This window comes from Allobosea sp. BK604 (genome assembly GCF_004341515.1).
In the GTDB taxonomy this organism is placed as follows: Bacteria; Pseudomonadota; Alphaproteobacteria; order Rhizobiales; family Beijerinckiaceae; genus Allobosea.
In genome coordinates, this window is sequence record NZ_SLZF01000001.1 from 481,775 (window position 1) to 502,226 (window position 20,452).

The following is a 20,452-nucleotide window of genomic DNA, read 5'->3' on the forward strand; positions in this document are numbered from 1 at the left end:
ACTACGGCGATTGAACGCGGGACGACACAACAGATCTCGCCCGGCTTCTTCATTCGCATACTGGACCGATACTGCGTCACCCTCCCATGGCGCGCCCGCGCAATGACCGGAGATCAGCCGCACCCAAGATTTCATTCACCGATTGAACCGGTTCAATGAATTCTCGCAGCACTCACACGTCGGAAAAATTTTTATCCACAGACGCCCCGTTTCCCTCGGCTGGCGTCGCTCCAAACGGAACGGCCGCCGAGATCGCCCAGGGCACGCTCGGCGGCCGAAGCCATGGCGCCCGGGGTCCGGGCGCGGCGCCGTCGATCAGAACGGCGAGTCGGGGAAATAGTAGTTCTTGGCGTTGTCCTTGGTGATCAGTTCGGCGTTGAGCACGTAGGTTCCGCGCGCTGGGGCGTTGCCATAGAAATGCGCCGCGGTGACGTTCATCGCGGTGGCGACGAGCGCCGGCGGATAGGAGACGTTGACCGGGATCATCTTGTCGCCGTCCATCACCCGCTTGACCATCTCCTTCATGCCGGCGCCGCCGAGCACGAACTTGATATCCTCGCGCTTGGCCTGGCGGATCGCCTCCAGCACGCCGAGCGCCATGTCGTCGTCCGAGGCCCAGACTGCGTCGATCTTCGGATGCTTGGAGAGATAGTCCTGCATCACCCGGAAAGCGTCGTCGCGGTTCCAGTTGGCATATTGCTTGTCGATCACCTTGACGCCCGAGCCTTCGAGCGCCTTCTCGAAATTGGTGACGCGCTCGTCGTCGATCACGGTCGGGATACCGCGCAGCACCACGACATTGCCCTGCTTCAGGGTGTCGGCGAAGTACTTGCCGGCGACGCGGCCGAATTCAGGATTGTTGCCGGCGACGTAGATGTCCTGGATCGAAGCGTCCTTCAGGCCGCGGTCAACTACCGTGATGAAGGTGCCGCGCTTCTTGACCTCGCGGACCGGGTTGGTCAGTTCGTCCGAGTTGAAGGGCAGCACGACCAGCGCGTCGATCTTCTGCGCCATCAGGTCGTCGAGCGCATTGGCCTGCGAGGCGCCGTCCGGCGAGGTCTTGACGATGACCTTGAGGCCGGGATGGGTCTGCTGCAGGCGCTTCGCCGCCTCCTCGGCATGATAGACGGCGCCGCCGGTCCAGCCATGGGTCGCGGCCGGGATCGAGACCGCGATCGTGACGTTCTTCTTCTCCTGCGCGTGCGCCGCACCGGCGAGCCCGACCGCGAGGCCGGCGATTGCCAGCGACTTCAGCATCGTATGTTTCATCGTTTCTCCCTCCATTGTTTTGCGTGAGCCATCAGCCGTTTCCGGGTGGCTCTGCCCCGGGTCTACTCACCGCGCCCTCTGCAGGCTCCGCTGCACGAGCATGGCGATGATGATGATGGAGCCCTGAACCGCGCCGACGAGGTATTCGGAGACGAAGTTCGAGAACACCATGATGTTGGCGACGAGTTCGAGGATCACGGCGCCGGCGACCGTGCCCCAGATCCGTCCGACGCCGCCGCGCAGGGCGGTGCCGCCGATGACCACCGCGGTGATCGCCTGCAGCTCCCAGAGCAGGCCGGTGGTCGGCGTCGCCGAGCCCAGCCGCGGCACATAGATCAGCACGGCGATGCCGACGCAGATGCCCTGGATGACATAGGTCAGGAGCCTGACGCGGCTGACCGGCACGCCGGAATAGCGCGCGACATCCTCGTTCGAGCCGACGGCGACGACATGCCGGCCGAACGGCGTCTTGTAGAGCAGCAACGCGCCAAGCCCTGCCACCAGCAGGATGGCGATGACCGGGATCGGGATGCCCATGACCGAGCCGAAATAGAGCGGCCGGTACATCTCGCGCATGCCGGAATCGCGCAGCGTGATCGTGCCGCCCGCTGCCAGGAAGATCACCAGCGAACGGAAGATGCCCATCGTGCCGAGCGTGACGATGAAGGGCTCGATTTTGCCCACCGTCACCACGAGCCCGTTGAACAGCCCGCAGGCGGCGGCGACCATCAGCGCAACGCCCATCGCCATCAGCAGCGTCGAGGTTTCGGCCCCGCCGAGCTTGTTCAGCGTCAGGATCATCAGCCCGGCGGTGAAAGCTGCCATCGAGCCGACCGAGAGGTCGAGCCCGCCGCTGGCAATGACGAAGGTCGCGCCGACCGCGATGATCGCGATGAAGGCCGAGCGTGTCACCACATTGGTCAGGTTCGAGACCGTCAGGAAGTCAGGATTGACCACGGCGCCAAGCAGGATCAGCGCAGCGAGCGCGATGAAGGGCGAGGCCGCCTTGAGGTCGAAGGCGAAGCGGCGCCGCTCGGGCACCGGGCTCGTGGTTGCGGCATTCTCGGTCATGGCGCGCCGGCAGCCATTTCGGCCACCTCCTCCTCATGGACTCCGGTGGCGAGGAACATGATCGGATCCTCGGCGATGTCGTCTCCGGTGACCTCGCCGGCGATGCGGCCGGCCCTCATCACGATGACGCGGTGGCAGAGCCCGATCAGCTCCGGCATCTCAGACGAGATCACGACGATGGAGCGGCCCTGCGCGGCGAGCTCGGCAATGAAGCGATAGATCTGCTCCTTGGTGCCGATATCGATGCCGCGCGTCGGCTCGTCGATGATCACGATGCGCGGCTCCAGCAGCATCATCTTGGCGAGCAGCAGCTTCTGCTGGTTGCCGCCCGAGAGCTGGCCGGCGAGCATCTCCTTGCGCCTGGCGCGGATGTCGAAGCCGGCGATCGCCTTGTCGAGCTCGGCCCATTCCTGGCTCTCCGCCACGAGACCGCTCCTGGCAAAGCGCGAAAGCGCGGCCAGCGTCAGGTTCACCCGCAGATCCTGCTGCAGCAGCAGGCCCTTCCCCTTCCGGTCCTCGCTCAGATAGACGATGCCCGCCGCCATGCTCCGGGCCGCGTCGCGGAAAGCGACGGGCCTGCCCTCGAGCCGCACCTCGCCGCGATGCGGCCTGAGGCCGACGATCGCCTCGAACAGCTCGGTCCGCCCTGCCCCGATCAGCCCGGCGAAGCCGAGGATCTCGCCCTTCTGCAAGGCGAAGGAGGCGGTCTCGACATAGCCGGGCACGGCGATGTCGCGCGCCTCCAGCACTGGCTCGGCCACAGGCGCCGGCGTGCGCGGCGGATAGAGATTGGCCATGTCGCGCCCGACCATCAGCCGTGCCATGCCGGCGGGGTCGAGCTCCGCCATGTCGCGCGTCGTGACATGGCGGCCGTCGCGCAGCACGGTGACGCGATCGGCGATCGCCTTCACCTCCGGCAGCCGGTGCGAGATGTAGAGCACCGCGACGCCCTTGGCCTTCAACTGGTGGATCGCCAGGAAAAGCGCCTCGGCCTCGACGCCGGACAAGGTCGCTGTCGGCTCGTCGAAGATCACGACACGATGCGGCGCCAGCAATGCCCGGGCGATCTGCACGAGCTGGCGCTGCGCGATCGAGAGTTCCCGCACCGGCATGCGCGGATCGAGCCGCGCGCCGAGCTCGGCCATCTTGGCCGCGGCGATACGGTTCATCGCGGCATCGTCGACGAAGAGCCCGCGCCGCATCTCGCGGCCGAGGAACAGGTTCTGGGCGATCGTCAGGTCGGGCGCGAGCAGGATCTCCTGATGCACCAGCACGATGCCGCGCTTCTCCGCATCGACCGGGCCGGTGAAGACCAGCGGCTGGCCATCCATCGCCAGCGAGCCGGCGCTCGGCTGGAGATGGCCGGAGAGGATCCGCATCAGCGTCGACTTGCCGGCGCCGTTCTCGCCGATCACGGCATGGACCTCGCCCGCCTGGAGCGCGAGCGGAATGCCGCGCAGCACCTCGACGGGGCCGAACGACTTGCCGATCTCGCGGGCTTCGAGGACGGAACTCATGGCTCAGCCTGCGCTCTTGAGCTTCACCCAGGCAGCGCCCTTGCCTGAGGATCTCACCGCCGCCTCGATGAAGGCGACGCCGGCGACGCCGTCATCGACGCCCGGGAACATCACCGCCTTGTCGGGCTTCTTGCCGGTCCGCGCCGCCTGGATCGCCGCCGCCGCCTCGCTGTAGAGCGTCGCGAAAGCCTCGAGATAACCTTCCGGATGGCCGGACGGGATACGCGTTACCCGCGATGCGGCGCCGTCAGCATAGCCCATGCCGCGCGAGAGCGTCTGCACCGGCTTGCCCAGCGGCGAGAAAACGAGCTGGTTCGGATGCTCCTGGCGCCATTCCAGGCCCCCCTTGGTCCCGTAGACGCGCAGCTTCAGCGCGTTCTCGTTGCCGGGCGCGACCTGGCTCGCCCAGAGCATGCCGCGCGCGCCATTGCCGTAGCGCAGCAGGATCTGGACATTGTCGTCGAGCCGCCGCCCCGGCACGAAGGTCGTCAGTTCGGCACAGAGCTCCTTGACCTCCAGCCCTGTGATAAAACCGGCGAGATGATGCGCGTGCGTGCCGATATCGCCGACGCAGCCGCCCGCGCCCGAACGCGCCGGGTCGACCCGCCAGTCGGCTTGCTTCTGCCCGCTATCCTCGAGCTTCTCGGTCAGCCAGTCCTGCGCGTATTCGACCTGGACGACACGGACCTCGCCGATCTCCCCGGCGGCGACCATGGCGCGCGCCTGGCGCACCATCGGGTAGCCCGAATAGTTATGCGTCACCATGAAGACGCGGCCGCTTTCCTCGGCGAGCGCCTTCAGCTTGAGCGCATCCTTCAGCGTGGTGGTCAGCGGCTTGTCGCAGATCACATGGATGCCGGCCTTCAGGAAGGCGCTCGCGGCGGCGGCATGGACATGGTTCGGCGTGACGATTGCGACTGCCTCGACCCCGTCCTCCCGCGCGGCCTCGCGCTTGGCCATGCTGGCGAAGTCGTCATAGATCCGGTCCGCCGCCAGCCCCAGCGCCTCGCCGGAGCGTCGCGCCTTGTCCGGCGTCGAGGACAGCGCGCCCGCGACCAACTCGTAGCGATCGTCGAGCCGCGATGCGATGCGATGCACCGCGCCGATGAAGGCGCCCTCGCCGCCCCCGACCATGCCGAGGCGGATTCGTCCCGTCGGCGCCTTGCGCCCCTTCCTTGCCATCGCGGCCTCCCGCCGTATCGTCGTTCTTATGGTCGCGCTGTCCCGGCCTCAGAGGCCGAGCATCGCGTTGATCTGCTTGGTGTCCGTCTCGCCGCCGGCGAAATCGTCGAAGGCCTTCTCGGTGACGCGGATCAGGTGGCTGCGGATGAATTCCGCGCCTTCGCGCGCGCCGTCCTCGGGATGCTTCAGGGCGCATTCCCATTCGAGCACGGCCCAGGAATCGTAGCCGTACTGCGCCATTTTCGAGAAGACCGAGCCGAAATCGACCTGCCCGTCGCCGAGCGAACGGAAGCGCCCGGCCCGCGAGATCCAGGGCTGGTAGCCGGAATAGACGCCCTGCCGCCCATCCGGATTGAACTCGGCATCCTTGACGTGGAACGCCTTGATCCGCTCGTGGTAGATGTCGATGAAAGCGAGATAATCGAGCTGCTGCAGCACGAAATGGCTGGGATCGTAATTGATCGCCGCCCGCTTGTGGCCTCCGACCGCATCGACGAACATCTCGAAGGTCGCGCCGTCGAAGATGTCCTCGCCGGGATGGATCTCGTAACAGACATCGACGCCGACCTCGTCGAATGCGTCGAGGATGGGCGTCCAACGCTTGCCGAGCTCGGCGAAGGCCGCCTCGATCAGCCCTGCCGGCCGCTGCGGCCAGGGGTAGACATAAGGCCAGGCCAGCGCGCCGGAGAAGGTGACATGGGCATCGAGCCCGAGATGGCGCGAGGCCTTGGCCGCATGCTTCATCTGCTCGACCGCCCAGGCCTGCCGCTCCTTCGGCTTGCCATGGACCGCTGCCGGCGCGAAGGCGTCGAAGGCGGAATCATAGGCCGGATTGACCGCGACGAGCTGGCCCTGCAGATGCGTCGAAAGCTCGGTGATCGCGAGGCCATGGCTCCTGGCGACACCGGCGATCTCGTCGCAATATCCCTTGGACGACGCCGCCTTGGCGAGGTCGAACAGACGCCCGTCCCAGCTCGGCACTTGCACGCCCTTGTAGCCATGGCCGGCCGCCCAGCGGCAGATCGCATCCCATGAGTTGAACGGCGCGGCATCGCCCGCGAACTGGGCCAGGAAAATGGCCGGGCCCTTCACATTCGTCGGCATTCGAAATCCTCCCAGCGTTTCCTCAAATCTGTTGTCGTTTGGTCCGGCGGTCGCTCGTTGGCGCCGCCGCTACGGGAGATTGTCCCGCAGGAATATGTCGATGCGGATGCGTTCCTGGGCCGCGAACACCGGCTCGCCGGTACAATGCGCCACCAGCAGCCGCGCCGCCGAGCGGGCCTGATGGCCAGGGTCCTGATTGATGATCGCGTCCATCGCCCCTAGCAGCAGCAGCCGCCGGGTGTGAACGGTGAGGTCATGGCCGATCAGGATGACCTCCCGCGTCCGGCCGACCTCTTCGAGCGCATCGGCGATGCCCTGATTGCCCGCGCCGATATTGTAGATGCCGACGAGATCGGGGTGCTCGGCGAGGATCGCCTGCGCGGCGAGGCGCGTGCGCTCGCGGTCGTCACGGCCGACCCGCGTCGGCAGGATGCGCAGCTGCGGATATTCGTCGCCGACGATCTGGCCGAAGCCGAACTGGCGCTCGACATGGTCGCGCAGGCTGAGCGAGCCGGCGATGACGCCGACCGGGCCTGAGCGCGCCCCGGCGAAGCGGCCCATCAGCGTTCCGGCCGTGCGCCCGGCGGCGGTGTGGTCGATGCCAACATACCATTGCCGCCGGCTCGTCGGCACATCGGAGACGAGAGTCGCCACGGCGATGCCGCGGGCCACGAGATCGTCGATCGCCGCCCTGACGCGCGGATGGTCGAGCGCCACGACGGAGACGCCGTGATAGTGGCTCTCGATGGTCTCGAGCGCCGTCGCCAAGGCGTCCGGATCGAATACGTCGATGCGCCGGATGTCGATGAAGGCGCGCTGCCCGGCGATGAGGTTCGCCGCCTCCAGCACCGCCTCGCCGAGATTGGTCATGAAGGTGTTGGAGCCGGTCGGCAGGATGAAGCAGAAGCGATAGCTGCCGCCATGGGCAAGGCGCGAGGCGATCGGGTCCGGCCGGTAGCCGAGCTTCTCGATCACGGCTCTGACCCGGGTCACCGTCGGCTCGCGCACGCCCGGCCGGCCATTCAGCACGCGATCGACGGTCGCGAGCGAGACACCAGCCTCCCTTGCGACATCGACCAGAGTCATGCGCAGCCCATCGACACCCATGTCGCGATGATGGCACCGAATTCATGAGGTGCGCAACTCAGAATCTGAGGGATCACCACATCGGCGCCTCAGCCTTCCGTCGCATGCCGCCTCAAAAATCGCCTCTCGGGCAGAGCCTGCCCGGCTAGCGCGGCAAAGAGTGGTGTACTAGTATGCATGCAACGCCCCAACGCGCTGACGCAAAGTAAGAGGGGCTAACGTTAGGGAGAGATCATGGTCGATATTACCCGCCGCGGCGTGATTGCTGGCGCGTCCAGCCTCGCCGCGCTGCAAGCAGCCGGCGCTTTCGCCCAGGGCGTGCAGCTTCCCTCCAGCCCGGTCGCGCTCAACATCATCGACGTCGCCGGCAATCTCCAGCTCACCCAGGTCTCGCTCGAGCGCTTCGCCAAGGAGAATCCGAAGCTGGTCTCGCGCCTGAACTTCTCGCGCGCGCCCTCGCCCGAGCTGCCGGCCAAGATCAAGGCGCAGCAGCAGGCCAACCGTGTCGATATCGACCTCGTGCTGACCGGCCCGGGCGCCATGTCCGACGGCATCCAGCAGGGCCTGTGGATCGACGTCTGGAAGTCGCATGCCGACAAGCTGCCCAAGGCGGAAGCGGTCTACCATGAGCAGGCGCTGATGATGCAGCGCAATTTCGGCCAGAACGAAGGCGTCGCCGTCGCCTATTCGCCGTCCGGCCCTCTCTTCGAATATGCCCCCGAGCGCCTGAAGAAGGTGCCGAAGAACGCGCAGGAATTCCTCGATTACGTCAAGCAGAACCCGAAGCGCTTCACCTATGCACGCCCCGTGAATTCCGGCCCCGGCTGGACCTTCCTGCAGGGCATGCCCTACATCCTCGGCGATACCGACCCGAGCGACCCGATGAAGGGCTGGGACAAGACCTGGGCCTATCTCAAGGAACTCGGCAGCGGCGTCGACTACTATCCGGCCGGTACCGCCGCGACCATGAAGGAACTCGGCGAAGGCACTCGCGACGTCATCGTCTCGACGCTGGGCTGGGACATCAACCCGCGCGTGCTCGGCATCGTGCCGAAGGAGGCGCAGACCTTCGTCATCGACAACACGCACTGGATTCCCGACACCCAGTTCATGTGCATTCCCAAGGGCGTGCCGAACGACAAGGTCGCCGTCCTGCTCGCGCTGATGTCCTTCATGCTGACGCCCGAGGCGCAGGCCGCGACCTATGACAAGGGCTATTTCTACCCCGGCCCGGCCGTGAAGAACGTGCCGCTCTCCATGGCCTCGCAAGAAAGCCGCGACGTGCTCAAGGAATACGGCCGTCCGCATTATGACGAGCTGATCACCAAGCTGCCGACCAAGCCACCGCTGACGCCCGAGCGTCTCGTCGCCGCCTTCCGCCGCTGGGACCAGGAAATCGGCGTCGGCCACAACGCGCCGCAATGAGCCTTGCCCGGCCGGGCCTTCGGGCCCGGCCGCCACTTGCCTGTGAGTGAAGGAGTTGGCGCATGAGCGCGTCCGAAGGTCTTTTCCATTTCGCGGTCACGCTCTGACATGCGCTTCGCTGCAGTAGGACTCGACCACCGCCATATCTTCCATATGGTCGGCGATCTCATCGCCGCCGGCGCGACCTGCGTCGGCTTCGATCCTGTGACCAGCGACGAGCGCGTGGTCACCGGCTTCAGGGAGCGCTTTCCCGAGCTGAAGCCGGTCGATGCCGACAAGCTGCTCGACGACCCCTCGATCGACCTCATCGCCTGTGCCTCGATTCCGTCCGAGCGCGCCGCCGTCGCCATCCGCGCCATGAAAGCCGGCAAGGACGTCATGGTCGACAAGCCCGGCGTCACGAGCTTCGAGCAGCTCGCCGCGATCGAGGCCACGGTGAAGGAGACCGGGCGCATCTTCTCGGTCTGCTTCTCCGAGCGCTTCATCGTCCCGGCCACGATCGTCGCCGGCAAGCTGATCGCCGACGGCGCCATTGGCCGCGTCGTGCAGACGCTCGGCGTCGGCCCGCATCGTTTCAACCGGGCGATCCGCCCGCCCTGGTTCTTCGACAGCCAGTATTATGGCGGCATCCTGACCGACATCGCCTCGCACCAGATCGACCAATTCCTGCATTTCACCGGGTCGAACGATGCGGAGATCGTCACCTCCAGCGTCGGCCATTTCGGCGATCCGGATTTCCCGGATTTCGAGGATTTCGGCGAGGTCCTGCTGCGTAGCGACCGGGCCAACGGCTATATCCGCGTCGACTGGTTCACCGCCGACGGCCTGCCGACCTGGGGCGACGGCCGCCTGACCATCCTGGGCACCAAGGGCACGATCGAACTGCGAAAATATGTCGACATCGCCGGCCGCCCCGGCACCGACCATGTCTTCCTGGTCGACGGTTCCGGCACCCGGCATATCGACGCGTCGAAGGAGCCGCTCACCTATTTCCGCAATCTCGTGGCCGATATCGCTGACCGCACCGAGACGGCCATGGCGCAGCAGCACGTCTTCACCGTCTGCCGTCTCGCGCTGGAAGCGCAGGCCAATGCGGTCCGCGTGCCCAAGGCCGGCTGAGCGACGAAGCAAGACATCCTAGAGCATTTCCGCGCTTCTCCGAATCTCGGAAATTCTCTATCCCTTTGTTTTGACACATTTTCTTCACGCGAACCGGTATCCACTTCGCTCGAAAATGCTCTAGAGGAAACCTTGACGTGACACGCAAGCTCGGAGTCATCATCGTCGGTCTCGGCCCGGCCTCGCTGCCGCATTCCAAGAGCCTGATCGATCTCAAGGACCGCGTCGACGTTCGCTGGGCGGTAAGCCGCTCGCAGGAACGCACCGCGGCCTATGCCAAGCAGTTCCCCTTCCCGACCACGACCGACATTGCCGCCGCGCTGGCCGATCCCGCGGTCGATGCCGCGATCGTGCTGACGCCGCCGAGCAGCCATCTCGAAGCCTCGACCCAATGTCTCGAGGCGGGCAAGCATGTCCTGGTCGAGAAGCCGCTGGAGCTGACCGTGGCGCGCGGCGAGCAGCTCGTCGCCAATGCCCGCAAGTCCGGCAAGGTCTTCGCCGTCACCTTGCAGCACCGCTTCCGCCCGGCGAGCCTGCGCCTCAAGGCGGCACTCGATGACGGCGAGCTCGGCACGCTGGAGGCGGCCTCGATCACCGTGCCCTGGTGGCGCCCGCAAACCTATTACGACGAGCCCGGTCGCGGCACGATGGCACGCGACGGCGGTGGCGTGCTGCTGACGCAAGCCATCCATTCGCTCGACCTGTTCCGCTCGCTTGTCGGCGTCCGCAAGGTCGTGGCTGCCCAGGTCCGCACCACCGGCCTGCACAAGATGGAGACCGAGGACTACGTCTCGGCTCTGCTCGAAATCGGCAATGGCGCTCCGGCGACGCTGATGACGACGACCGCCGCCTATCCCGGCCATCCCGAACGCATCGAGATCATCGGCAGCAAGGGCCATGCCGCGTTGGTCGGCGGACGGCTCCAGCTCGACTTGCTCGACGGCAGGAACGAGGTCGTCGAGGCGGAAGGCAGCACCGGCAGCGGCGCCAACATCATGGACTTCCCGCACGATGCCCACCGCGCCGTGATCGCGGACTTCCTCGACGCGATCGAGACGGGTCGCGAGCCGATCGTGACCGGCGAGGAAGCACTGACCTCGCAGCGCCTGGTCGACGACATCCTCAGGGCCGGGCGCGGCTGAGGACCGGGCTTCAGGCCTCAATCGTCATGGTCGGGCTCGTCCCGACCATCCACGTCTTTGCCACCTTGAGGCCGGGCCCCAGCGTCGCAAGGCGCGGATGCTCGGCACAAGACCGAGCATGACGGAATGGTCCATCGCCCGCCCACGCGGCACCGCGACAACACCGCCATCTTGCATGCAAGAGTTTTGGCGCTCAAATAGGCGATCTACCCGTCGGGATCGCCATGACCGAGAGCAACGACACCACGCCGCTGGCTTCCCTGCTGGCGCATTTGCCCGAGCCTGAGCCAGGACGACGCAAGGGCAAGCTGCACAGCACCACCGTCGCCGTATTGCGCAACATGATCGTCACGGGCGTGCTGGCACCAGGCACGCGACTGAACGAGCGCGAGCTTTGCGAGCAGCTCAGCGTCTCCCGCACTCCGGTTCGCGAGGCGATCAAGACCTTGACGCAGGACGGGTTGCTGCGCTCGCTGCCCAACTATTCCGCCGTGGTCTCGGAGCTCGACCCGGACGAACTCAACTCGCTGATCGACGTCGTCACGGTCATCGAGGGCCTGGCCGGCGAGCTCGCCATCGCCCATGTCACCGACGAGGACGTCGCCGAGATCGGCCTGCTGCATTACCAGATGCTGCTGCACCACACCCGCGACGAGCTGCCCGGCTATTTCGAGGCCAACAAGGCTTTCCACCGCAAGATCGTCGAGCTCTCGCACAACTCGATCCTGGTCTGGGTCTGGGAGCTTCTGGCGCTCCGGGTCGACCGCGCCCGCTTCTCCTCCAACCGCTGGCCGACGCGCTGGAAGACAGCGATCCAGGAGCACCAGCTCATCCTCGACGCGCTCAGTACCCGCGACGGCGAGCGTCTCGCGCGCACCATGCGCGAGCATGTCCGCAACGGCCTCTCCAGCCTCGTCACCTCCCTGCAGACCGCGAACGGCACCGACGCCTCTCAAAAGGATTGACCGCCGCTTTTCTTGCATGCAAGATTTGACCGAGGCCGCATGAGACGGCCCGCTGAGCCCGTACAACCGGGCCGCGAGGGAACGCGACGCCGCCGGCCTTGAGGCCCAGGCGGCGACAAGCCGCCGAAACGCGGCGGACACGGGAGGGAACCATGGCTTCAAGCAGCAATCTGACGCGCCGATCCGTCATCGGCGCGGGCGCCGCGCTCGCGGTCTACGCGCCGAGCATCATTCCGGCGCGCGCGGCGGTCGAGCTGCGCCTGACCCACCCGGCCGATGTCACCCACCCGGTGCATACAGAGGCCGAGGCGATGGTGAAGCGCATCGCCGAGCGCACCAATAACGAGGTGAAGATCACGATCTTCCCGAACAACGCGCTGGGCTCGCCGGTCGAAGCCGCGCAGCAGACCCGGCTCGGCGCCATCGACATGATGCTGCTCAACCCGGCCAATATCGAAGCGCTGTCGAAGACGATCGGCGTCATCAACATCCCCTACCAGTTCGACAGCTACGAGCACGCCCACAAGACGCTCGACGTCACCGGGCGCGACTGGATCGCCGAGCAGCTCAAGGCCGCCGGCTTCACCTGGATCGCCAATTTCGAATGGGGCTTCCGCGCCGTCACCAATAGCCGCCGGCCGATCAACCAGCCCGCCGACGTGCAGGGGCTGAAGATCCGCGTCCCGCCCGAGCTGGCGATCAAGGCCGCCTTCGAGGCGCTCGGCGCCAGCACCCAGACCATCGCCTTCCAGGAAGTCTACCTTGCGCTCGCCAACAAGGTCGTGGACGGCCAGGACAATCCGGTCGGCACCACCTTCGCCGCAAAATTCTTCGAGGCGCAGAAGCATCTCGCGCTGACCCGGCACATCTACGCCTCGATCATGTTCTGCTCGAACCCGCGCGTCTGGTCGAACCGCCTCAGCGAGGAGCAGCGCAAGATCGTCAGCGAGGAAGGCGCCAAGGCCGGCGCCGCCGCCCGCAAGGGCGTGCGCGACAACGAGGAGGCCAATCTCGCCGCGATGCAGAAGACCGGCGTCGAGATCACCCGGCCGGATGTCGGCCCGTTCCGCGACAAGATGGGCCCGGCCTATGACCAGCTCCGCAAGGCGCTGGGCGAGGATACCTGGAACGCCTGGACCAAGCTGGTCACGGCCGCCCGCGCCTGAGGCCCGCGAACAGACACGCCTTTCCACCGGCGCCCGAGCGGCGCCGGCCTGCTCTTTAGCGCGAGCCTGCCCACCCGATGCTGATCACCTCGATCCTGCTCTCTGTCTGCATCGTCATCCTGCTCGGCATTCCGATCGCAGTGGCGCTCGGGCTTATCGCTGCGGTGACCATGGTGGTGACGGTCGGCCCCGACCTGCTGATCATCTTCATCCAGCGCACCTATGCCGGCACAACCTCGTTCCCCCTGCTCGCGATCCCCTTCTTCGTCCTCGCCGGCAACCTGATGAATGTCGGCGGCACCACCGAGCGCATCTTCCAGGTGGCGCAGCTCTGTGTCGGCCGCATCCGCGGCGGGCTCGCCCATGTGAACGTCATCGGCAGCGTCATCTTTGCCGGCATGTCGGGCTCGGCCGTGGCCGACGCTGCCGGCATGGGCGTGATCGAGCACCGCGCCATGACCAAGGCCGGCTATTCCGGCCGCTTCGCCGCGACGATCACCGCGGTCTCCTCCACCATCGGCCCGATCATCCCGCCGAGCATTCCCTTCGTCATCTATGGCAGCCTCGCCAATGTCTCGGTCGGAGCGCTGTTCCTCGCCGGCATCATCCCGGGCCTGCTGATGGCGGTGGCGCTGATGGCGGTCATCGCGGCCGTTGCCAAGCAGATGAACCTGCCGCGAGGCGACGCCCTGCCGCCCTTCCGCGAGGCGGCGGGCATCATCGGCAAGGCCGGCCCGGCGCTGCTGCTGCCGCCGACGATCCTGCTCGTGATCTTCACCGGCATCGCGACGCCGACCGAAGCCGCGGTCGTCGCTGCCGCCTACGCGTTCATGCTCGGCCGCTTCGTCTATCGCGAGCTCGATTGGGCCGCGACCATCGAGGTGCTCTGGGACACCGCCCGCCAGACGGCCCAGGTGATGTTCATCATCGCCGTTTCGGCTCCTTTCGGCTGGGTGCTGATCCAGCAGCAGATCCCGAACGCGATCCTCAATGCCTTCCTCTCGATGTCCTCCGAGCCCTGGGTGATCCTGCTGATCATCAACGCGGTGCTGCTGCTGCTCGGCATGTTCATCGAAGGCATCGCCATCATGATCATCGCCTATCCGGTGCTTCTGCCGATCATCCTGAAGATCGGCGTCGACCCGGTCCATTTCGGCGTCATCCTGGTGCTCAACATCATGATCGGCCTGGTGACGCCGCCTGTGGGTCTGTGCCTTTACGTCGTTGCCGGGATCGCCAAGGTCTCGATCGCCGACCTCACCCGCGAGATCTGGCCCTACGTGCTGGCCCTGGTCGGCGTGCTCATGCTGATCACCTATATCCCGGCCATCTCGCTCTGGCTGCCCAACCTCCTTGGCTACGGAGTGGCGCGATGATCCTCGACCTGCTCAGGGCTGCCGACCGCTTCGTTGCCCTCTTCTGCAAATATGTGGCGATCATCTGCTTCCTGGCGCTGTTCGTCCTGCTCGGCTCGGCCATTATCCTGCGCCTCGCGCCGCTCTTCACGATCCAGGGCTATGACGAGATCGTCGAACTGCTCTTCATCTGGATCGTGATGCTGACCTCGCTCGCGCTCTGGCGGGAGGGCGCGCTCTATCGCGTCGTGATCTTCGAGGACCTGCTGGCGCCACAGGCACAGCGCGCGCTCGAGATCCTGATCAACCTCGCCATGCTCGCCTTCGCACTCATCCTCGCCTTCTATGGCTGGGAATTCATGCAGCTGTCTGGCGAGACCACACCCTTCCTGCGGCTCGACAAGGGCTGGTGGTATGCCGCCATCCCGCTCTGCGGGGCGCTGATGGCGCTCTACAGCCTCGTCTGGCTCTGGCGGGTGATCCGCGGCAAGTCCGGGCTGGAAACGACCGCGACGCTGATCGGCTAGAGCATGGGCCCGAAAAGTGGATTGCGGTTTTTGGCAAATTCAGATGCTAAAACAAAGAGTTATATCGTCTGACTGAAGGATCGAAAGACATGGCACGTCTGAGCGGCAAGACCGCGATCATCACCGGCGGCGCCGGCGGCATCGGCGCGGCGACGGGCGAAGTCTTCGCCTCGGAAGGCGCCAAGGTCGCGCTGGTCGATATCGATGCCGGCGCGCTGGCCGAAGTCGCCGCTTCCATCCGCAAGCAGGTTCCGAGCGCGCAGGTGCTGGAGATCGCGCGCGACGTCGGCAAGGAGCAATCCGCTGCCGAGATCGTCAAGGAGACGCTGGATGCCTTCGGCAAGCTCGACGTGCTGGTCAACAATGCCGGCATCCGTTCCTACGAGCCGCTCGACGAGGCCAAGGCCGAAACCTGGCAGAAGATCCTCTCGGTCAACCTGCTGAGCTACGCATATCTCGCCCGCGAGGCGCTCCCCGCGCTCCGCCAGTCGGGCAAGGGCTCGATGGTCAATATCTCCTCGACCCATGCCTACAACCCGCGCGCCGGCATGGGGCAATATGACGTCGCCAAGGCCGGCATCATCTCGCTGACCAAGACGCTCGCCTTCGAGGAGGCCGATCGCGGCGTGCGCGTCAACGCGGTCTGCCCCGGCCTGACGCTGACGCCGTTCCATGTCCGCCGCTTCGCCGCGACCGGCAAGACCGAGCATGACCTGCGCACCGAGAAGGTCGACCACAACATCCAGCGCCGCTGGGCCGATCCGAAGGAGGTCGCCTGGCCGATCCTCTGGCTCGCCTCGGACGAAGCTTCCTTCATGACCGCCTCGGTGATCATGGCCGATGGCGGCACGCGGGTCTGAGGCTGCGCTGGCAATGACGGGGCAAGTGACAGGTTGGCGTCAAGCCTCCTCGATCTCGACCCAGTCCGGCGGCGAGGCGGCGAGCTCGATCCAGTCGAGCTCCTCCTCGACCGCGTGGAAGACGTCGTCGTCGATCTCGCCATTGCGCCGCATCGCCGCGAGCTTGGCCCGTTTGGCGGCAATCCCGTCCCGGCGCAGGTCGTTGATCTCACCGACGGCGCGCGGGTGCAGTCCTTTCTCGACCGTGGCACGATCGGCCTGGTAAAGCGCGCGCAGGTTCTGCGCCGCGTCAGTCTCGTTGCCGGCGAGGTCGCCGATTGCAGCGTCGAGCAGCGCGAGCCGCGTCTTGGTCACGGATTCGTCGAAGGATTCGTCCAGCTCGAAATTCAGCAGCGTGATCAGCGGCCCGAGCGTCAATCCTTGCAGGATCAGCGTGCCCAGCACCACGGCGAGCGCGCAGAGCAGGATGAGATCGCGGCCGGGAAAGCCCATGGGCAGGGCCAGCGCCGCGGCGAGCGTCAAGACGCCACGCATGCCGCACCAGCCGACCAGGATGCCTTGCGCCAAGGTCGGCGGCGTCAGCGGCCCGACCAGCCGCGGCCAGTAATTCACCACCCTGTTGTAGCAGAGGACCCAGGCCAGCCGGACAACGATGGCGATCAACAGTACGAGGCCGGCGAAGCTCAGCGCCGGCCAGAGGTCGTCGAGATTGTGCCGGAGGACGATGGCACGCGCCTGCAGCCCCATCAGCAGGAAGGCAAGCACGTTGAGCAGGAAGACCACGGCCTCCCAGATCGCATAGGAATGAATCCGGTCATGCGGCGATTGCCGCTCCGGCCCATAGCGCGCCAGAGTCATGGCGAAGGCGACCATCGTCATGACCGCCGAGAGATGCAGGCGCTCGGCGATGATCCAGGTTCCGAAGCTGCCGACGAACTCGAACAACCTGCCGCCGAGCGTGCCGGCGAGGTACGGCGCGATGATCAGGTAGATGCCCGCGAGCAGGATGCCGAACGCGATACCGCCGGGGACCGCGACGGCAATACCGAGCATCTGCACCGTCGAGGTCTCCGTCGAGGTCGCGGCCACGACCGCCGCACTGAAGATCAGCAGCGCGACCGCGTCGTTGAACAGGCTCTCGCCCTTGAGCACGGTCACGGTGCGGCGCGGCAGTGAGAAGCGGCCGAGCATCGCCGTCGCCGCCGCGGCGTCCGGCGGCGCGACGAGAGCGCCAAGCGCGATCGCAGCCGCGAGCGGCAGCCCGGCGATCGCCACCCCGGCCCAGGCGACGGCGGCGGTGGTCAGCACCACCGCGACCGCGGCGAGCGCGAAGAGAGGCAGCCAGAAGCGGCGCGCCTCGCGCGGCGCGAAATCATAGGCGGCGTCGAGCAGCGCCGGTGCGATGAACAGCGCCAGCGCAAGATGCGGATCGATGGCGATATCCGGCGCCCAGGGCAGCGCCGCGACCAGCACGCCGGCTAGCGCCAGCATGGTCGGATAGGGGATGGCGAGCCGGCGCGAGACCTGGAGCAGCACGATCGCCACCAGCACCAGGATCAATGTGTTCTCGAACAGGGCCATGGCCTGTGGCTCCGGCGTGAGGCTGCTTTTTCGCGTTAGCGATCAGCAGCCCACGGCGCAACAGGCCATCCTTGGGACAGGGTCAATTCTAGCAACAGCTAACGCGGCTTGCGGCGCTACAGCACTGCCAGCATGCCGCCATCGACATAGATGATCTGGCCGTTGACATAGTCGGAAGCCGGCGAGGCCAGGAAGACGGCTGCGCCGATCAGCTCCTCCGGCTTGCCCCAGCGCCTGGACGGCGTGCGGCCCTTCACCCAGGCATCGAAATCGGGGTTGTCGATCAGCGCCTGGTTCATGTCGGTGATCATGTAGCCGGGGCCGATCGCATTGGCCTGGATGCCGCTCGCCGCCCATTCCGCCGCCATGGCCTGGGTCAGCAGCTTGATGCCGCCCTTCGAGACGGTATAGGGCGCGACAGTGGCGCGGGCGAGCGCCGAGGTCAGCGAACCGATATTGATGATCTTGCCGTAGCCACGGCCGATCATGCGCTTGGCCGCCTCGCGCCCGATGACGAAGGCGCTGGTCAGGTTGGTGTCGAGCACGCGCTGCCAGTCGGCCGTGTCGAGCTCGACCATCGGCTTGCGGAACTGGATTCCGGCATTGTTGACGAGGATGTCGACGGCGACGCCGGCCGAGTCCAACTCGTCGAACGCGCGCACGACATCGGCCTCCGAGGTCACGTTGAAGGCAACCGCATCGGCCTGATGTCCCGCGGCGCGGAACTCCTCGACGGCCGCCGCGACGCGCGTCGGGTCGGTCCCGTTGATCAGGACCTTGGCGCCGGCCTTGGCGAGACCCTCGGCCATGGCCCGGCCGAGGCCGCGCGAGGAGCCGGTGATCAGCGCGGTGCGGCCGGTGAGGTCGAAAAGCGGATTGGTCATTGGCGAAACCTCACAGAGACGTGCGGCGGACCGTCAGGTCCGGGCGCTCGAAGACGGCGGGGAGCAGTTCGGTGCCAAGGCCCGGCCCTTCCATCGGAAAGACGAAGCCATCCTTCATCACCGGGATCTCGGTGACCAGTTCCTTGTACCAGCCGGTATAGAAGGCGCGCACCGATTCCTGGATCAGCGTATTGGGCTGGCTGAACGAGGCGTGGACGGCCGCAGCGAAGCCGACCGGGCCGATGCAGTCATGCGGCGCGAAGGGACGGTGATAGGTCTCGGCCATCGAGGCGATCTTGCGCCCCTCGGTCAGGCCGCCGGTCCAGCACAGGTCGACCATCACGACATGCATCGCGTCGCGGTCGAGCATGTCCTTGTACGGAAAGCGCGAGCCCAGTGTCTCGCTGGCGCAGACCGAGACCGTGGTCGAGCGCGCATATTCCGCCAGCACCTGCGGCGAGGTCATCCGGATCGGATCCTCGTACCAGGTCGGGCTGTAGGGCTCGAGCGCCTTGGCGATCTTGATCGCGGTGGGCAGGTTCCAGAGCGAGTGGAACTCGACCATGATCTCGATCTTGTCGCCGACTGCCTTGCGGATCTTCTCGAAGGGCTCGATCGCCTTCTTCATCTGCTCGGGCGTGATGTAGAGCCCCTGGTTCTCGATCGCCGGCGGGTCGAACGGCCAGATCTTCATCGCCGTGATGCCGCTTTCGAGCAGGCTCTCGGCCACCGCATCGGCCCGGTTCATGAAGCCGTCCAGGTCCTCATAGGGCCCGGTCGCCTCGCCGAGATTCCAGGTCGAGACCGGCTTGATATTGTGCGAGCGCACATATTTGTAGCCGGCACAGGTATTGTAGATGCGCTGCTTGTCGCGGCAGAGCCCGCCGAGCATCTGGTGCACCGGCTGGCCGCAGACCTTGCCGAACAGGTCCCAGAGCGCGATGTCGACCGCCGAGGTCGCCCGCGACTCGACCCCGGTCGAGGCCTGCGCCATCGGCAGGTTGGTCATCTCGCGATGCAGCGCCTCGATATGCAGCGGGTTCTTGCCGAGCAGGCGCATCGCCAGCGTGTCATGCAGATGCGATTCCACGGCGCCTGCGCCATAGAAGGTCTCGCCAAGGCCGATCACGCCGGCATCGGTGTGAACGCGCACCCAGAGCACATTGGCGAACTCCTCGGTTCGCAGCGTCTCGATCGCGGTGATCTTCATGCCTGCCTCCCTGGCGGCGCGCATCCTTCGTCAGCGGAGCTGAGGCTGTGGACGCTTCGGTTTTCTGTCATGCTGCCCCGATCGGCCGACAATCGCGGCCCGGACAGGGACGACCATAAGGGCGCTTGTAAAATATCACAATACGATTATTGTCCCGCCAAGAGCCGGGCCGGACAATGAGCCCAGCCGCAGAGGAAGCGTGACATGGCCAAAGGACGGAGCCAGCTTCAGCTGGTCGAGATCGGCGAAGCCGCTGCCCCCAAGCGCCGTAACCGGATCAATTTCTTCGAGCTCGCCTATCAGAAGCTCGAGGAGATGCTGGTGCGCTGCGAGCTTCGGCCGGGGCGCTACCTCACGATGCAGGACCTGCAGGACGCGACCGGTTTCGGCCGCACGCCGGTCCACCACGCCGTCAACCGGCTTGCCGCCGATACGCTGATCCGCATTCGCCCGCGTCACGGCCTGCAGATCGCACCGATCGACTTGGCCCGCGAACGCATGCTGCTGCGCCTGCGCCGTGACATCGAGCGCTTCGTCATCCAGCTCGCGGCCGAGCGCGCCAGCCAGTCGCATCGCAACCAGATGCTGCATATGGAGCGCCTGCTGCGCGAGAAGAAGGACAGGCTCACGCTCGCCGAGTTCAATGCGCTTGACCGTCAGATCGACCGCATGATCCTGGCCGCGGCGAGCGAGCCCTTCCTCGAGCATACGCTGCGGCCGCTGCACACGATCTTCCGGCGGATCGGCTTCATCCACCACAGCTTCACCTCGGGCGACGACAATCTCGACGGCACCACCGACTGCCATATCGCGGTGCTGAACGCCGTCGCCAATCGCCATGTCGATCGCGCCGTCGCGGCCTCCGACGCGCTCATCACCTTCGTCGACGGCATGTTCGAGACGATGGAGGCCCGGATCGACCCTGCTCTTTTGGATTGTAGCGTCGAGCCCCTGCTCGGCGCCTGACCCGCGGAAAGTCTGCTGACATC

General features: G+C 66.1%; 18 protein-coding genes. 9 read left to right on the forward strand and 9 right to left on the reverse strand.

Annotated elements, in window-relative coordinates; genetic code table 11:
* Positions 1–315: 315 nt before the first annotated feature.
* From EV560_RS02410 to EV560_RS02435, 6 genes are all read right to left on the reverse strand, one after another.
* Complete coding sequence (locus EV560_RS02410; protein ID WP_131853633.1) at positions 316–1,269, reverse strand: ABC transporter substrate-binding protein; 954 nt, start codon at positions 1,267–1,269, stop codon at positions 316–318.
* A 66-nt stretch (positions 1,270–1,335) separates the two neighbouring features.
* On the reverse strand, positions 1,336–2,340 hold the full coding sequence (locus EV560_RS02415) for an ABC transporter permease (RefSeq protein WP_131853635.1): 1,005 nt from the start codon (positions 2,338–2,340) through the stop codon (positions 1,336–1,338).
* Positions 2,337–3,857: a sugar ABC transporter ATP-binding protein gene (locus EV560_RS02420; RefSeq protein ID WP_131853637.1), complete on the reverse strand. Its 1,521-nt coding sequence runs from the start codon at positions 3,855–3,857 to the stop codon at positions 2,337–2,339. Before EV560_RS02420 ends, EV560_RS02415 begins: the two co-directional genes overlap by 4 nt.
* A gap of 3 nt (positions 3,858–3,860) precedes the next feature.
* Positions 3,861–5,039, reverse strand: coding sequence for a Gfo/Idh/MocA family protein (locus EV560_RS02425; protein ID WP_131853639.1), 1,179 nt, complete (start codon positions 5,037–5,039; stop codon positions 3,861–3,863).
* A gap of 48 nt (positions 5,040–5,087) precedes the next feature.
* Positions 5,088–6,143, reverse strand: coding sequence for a sugar phosphate isomerase/epimerase family protein (locus EV560_RS02430; protein ID WP_131853641.1), 1,056 nt, complete (start codon positions 6,141–6,143; stop codon positions 5,088–5,090).
* Positions 6,144–6,212: 69 nt separating this feature from the next.
* Complete coding sequence (locus EV560_RS02435) at positions 6,213–7,229, reverse strand: LacI family DNA-binding transcriptional regulator (protein ID WP_248311855.1); 1,017 nt, start codon at positions 7,227–7,229, stop codon at positions 6,213–6,215.
* A 234-nt stretch (positions 7,230–7,463) separates the two neighbouring features.
* On the opposite strand from EV560_RS02435, the gene EV560_RS02440 reads away from it, so the two are divergent.
* The 8 genes from EV560_RS02440 (at position 7,464) to EV560_RS02475 (ending at position 15,788) form a co-directional block, all read left to right on the forward strand.
* Complete coding sequence (locus EV560_RS02440; RefSeq protein WP_131853645.1) at positions 7,464–8,654, forward strand: extracellular solute-binding protein; 1,191 nt, start codon at positions 7,464–7,466, stop codon at positions 8,652–8,654.
* A gap of 108 nt (positions 8,655–8,762) precedes the next feature.
* On the forward strand, positions 8,763–9,773 hold the full coding sequence (locus EV560_RS02445; protein ID WP_131853647.1) for a Gfo/Idh/MocA family protein: 1,011 nt from the start codon (positions 8,763–8,765) through the stop codon (positions 9,771–9,773).
* 137 nt (positions 9,774–9,910) lie between these two features.
* Positions 9,911–10,915: a Gfo/Idh/MocA family protein gene (locus tag EV560_RS02450; protein WP_131853649.1), complete on the forward strand. Its 1,005-nt coding sequence runs from the start codon at positions 9,911–9,913 to the stop codon at positions 10,913–10,915.
* A gap of 224 nt (positions 10,916–11,139) precedes the next feature.
* Complete coding sequence (locus EV560_RS02455; RefSeq protein ID WP_131853651.1) at positions 11,140–11,880, forward strand: GntR family transcriptional regulator; 741 nt, start codon at positions 11,140–11,142, stop codon at positions 11,878–11,880.
* A 152-nt stretch (positions 11,881–12,032) separates the two neighbouring features.
* Positions 12,033–13,046, forward strand: a complete 1,014-nt coding sequence (locus tag EV560_RS02460; RefSeq protein WP_131853653.1) for a TRAP transporter substrate-binding protein — start codon at positions 12,033–12,035, stop codon at positions 13,044–13,046.
* Between the two features lie 77 nt (positions 13,047–13,123).
* Positions 13,124–14,422, forward strand: coding sequence for a TRAP transporter large permease (locus EV560_RS02465; RefSeq protein WP_131853655.1), 1,299 nt, complete (start codon positions 13,124–13,126; stop codon positions 14,420–14,422).
* Positions 14,419–14,928: a TRAP transporter small permease gene (locus tag EV560_RS02470; protein WP_131853657.1), complete on the forward strand. Its 510-nt coding sequence runs from the start codon at positions 14,419–14,421 to the stop codon at positions 14,926–14,928. Before EV560_RS02465 ends, EV560_RS02470 begins: the two co-directional genes overlap by 4 nt.
* Positions 14,929–15,017: 89 nt before the next feature.
* Positions 15,018–15,788, forward strand: a complete 771-nt coding sequence (locus EV560_RS02475; protein ID WP_131853659.1) for an SDR family NAD(P)-dependent oxidoreductase — start codon at positions 15,018–15,020, stop codon at positions 15,786–15,788.
* Between the two features lie 39 nt (positions 15,789–15,827).
* On the opposite strand, the gene EV560_RS02480 is transcribed toward EV560_RS02475, so the two are convergent.
* The 3 genes from EV560_RS02480 to EV560_RS02490 form a co-directional block, all read right to left on the reverse strand.
* Positions 15,828–17,369, reverse strand: coding sequence for a cation:proton antiporter (locus EV560_RS02480; RefSeq protein WP_131853661.1), 1,542 nt, complete (start codon positions 17,367–17,369; stop codon positions 15,828–15,830).
* A gap of 116 nt (positions 17,370–17,485) precedes the next feature.
* The gene (locus EV560_RS02485; protein WP_131853662.1) at positions 17,486–18,253 is read right to left on the reverse strand and encodes an SDR family oxidoreductase; all 768 of its coding nucleotides are present in this window, start codon (positions 18,251–18,253) and stop codon (positions 17,486–17,488) included.
* Positions 18,254–18,263: 10 nt separating this feature from the next.
* A complete protein-coding gene (locus EV560_RS02490) occupies positions 18,264–19,463 on the reverse strand; it encodes a mandelate racemase/muconate lactonizing enzyme family protein (protein ID WP_131853664.1) in 1,200 nt (399 codons plus the stop codon).
* Between the two features lie 204 nt (positions 19,464–19,667).
* Here EV560_RS02490 and EV560_RS02495 point away from each other — a divergent pair, with 204 nt between their 5' ends.
* Positions 19,668–20,429 carry a GntR family transcriptional regulator gene (locus EV560_RS02495; protein WP_131853666.1) on the forward strand — a complete coding sequence of 254 codons (762 nt, stop codon included), beginning with the start codon at positions 19,668–19,670 and terminating at the stop codon, positions 20,427–20,429.
* Positions 20,430–20,452: the final 23 nt, after the last annotated feature.

Coding starts and splice junctions, on each gene's coding strand:
- EV560_RS02410 (WP_131853633.1), bottom strand. CDS start 1,269: ATGAAACATACGATGCTGAAGTCGCTGGCAATCGCCGGCCTCGCGGTC.
- EV560_RS02475 (WP_131853659.1), top strand. CDS start 15,018: ATGGCACGTCTGAGCGGCAAGACCGCGATCATCACCGGCGGCGCCGGC.
- EV560_RS02415 (WP_131853635.1), bottom strand. CDS start 2,340: ATGACCGAGAATGCCGCAACCACGAGCCCGGTGCCCGAGCGGCGCCGC.
- EV560_RS02485 (WP_131853662.1), bottom strand. CDS start 18,253: ATGACCAATCCGCTTTTCGACCTCACCGGCCGCACCGCGCTGATCACC.
- EV560_RS02460 (WP_131853653.1), top strand. CDS start 12,033: ATGGCTTCAAGCAGCAATCTGACGCGCCGATCCGTCATCGGCGCGGGC.
- EV560_RS02495 (WP_131853666.1), top strand. CDS start 19,668: ATGGCCAAAGGACGGAGCCAGCTTCAGCTGGTCGAGATCGGCGAAGCC.
- EV560_RS02455 (WP_131853651.1), top strand. CDS start 11,140: ATGACCGAGAGCAACGACACCACGCCGCTGGCTTCCCTGCTGGCGCAT.
- EV560_RS02480 (WP_131853661.1), bottom strand. CDS start 17,369: ATGGCCCTGTTCGAGAACACATTGATCCTGGTGCTGGTGGCGATCGTG.
- EV560_RS02445 (WP_131853647.1), top strand. CDS start 8,763: ATGCGCTTCGCTGCAGTAGGACTCGACCACCGCCATATCTTCCATATG.
- EV560_RS02490 (WP_131853664.1), bottom strand. CDS start 19,463: ATGAAGATCACCGCGATCGAGACGCTGCGAACCGAGGAGTTCGCCAAT.
- EV560_RS02420 (WP_131853637.1), bottom strand. CDS start 3,857: ATGAGTTCCGTCCTCGAAGCCCGCGAGATCGGCAAGTCGTTCGGCCCC.
- EV560_RS02470 (WP_131853657.1), top strand. CDS start 14,419: ATGATCCTCGACCTGCTCAGGGCTGCCGACCGCTTCGTTGCCCTCTTC.
- EV560_RS02465 (WP_131853655.1), top strand. CDS start 13,124: ATGCTGATCACCTCGATCCTGCTCTCTGTCTGCATCGTCATCCTGCTC.
- EV560_RS02425 (WP_131853639.1), bottom strand. CDS start 5,039: ATGGCAAGGAAGGGGCGCAAGGCGCCGACGGGACGAATCCGCCTCGGC.
- EV560_RS02430 (WP_131853641.1), bottom strand. CDS start 6,143: ATGCCGACGAATGTGAAGGGCCCGGCCATTTTCCTGGCCCAGTTCGCG.
- EV560_RS02435 (WP_248311855.1), bottom strand. CDS start 7,229: ATGACTCTGGTCGATGTCGCAAGGGAGGCTGGTGTCTCGCTCGCGACC.
- EV560_RS02440 (WP_131853645.1), top strand. CDS start 7,464: ATGGTCGATATTACCCGCCGCGGCGTGATTGCTGGCGCGTCCAGCCTC.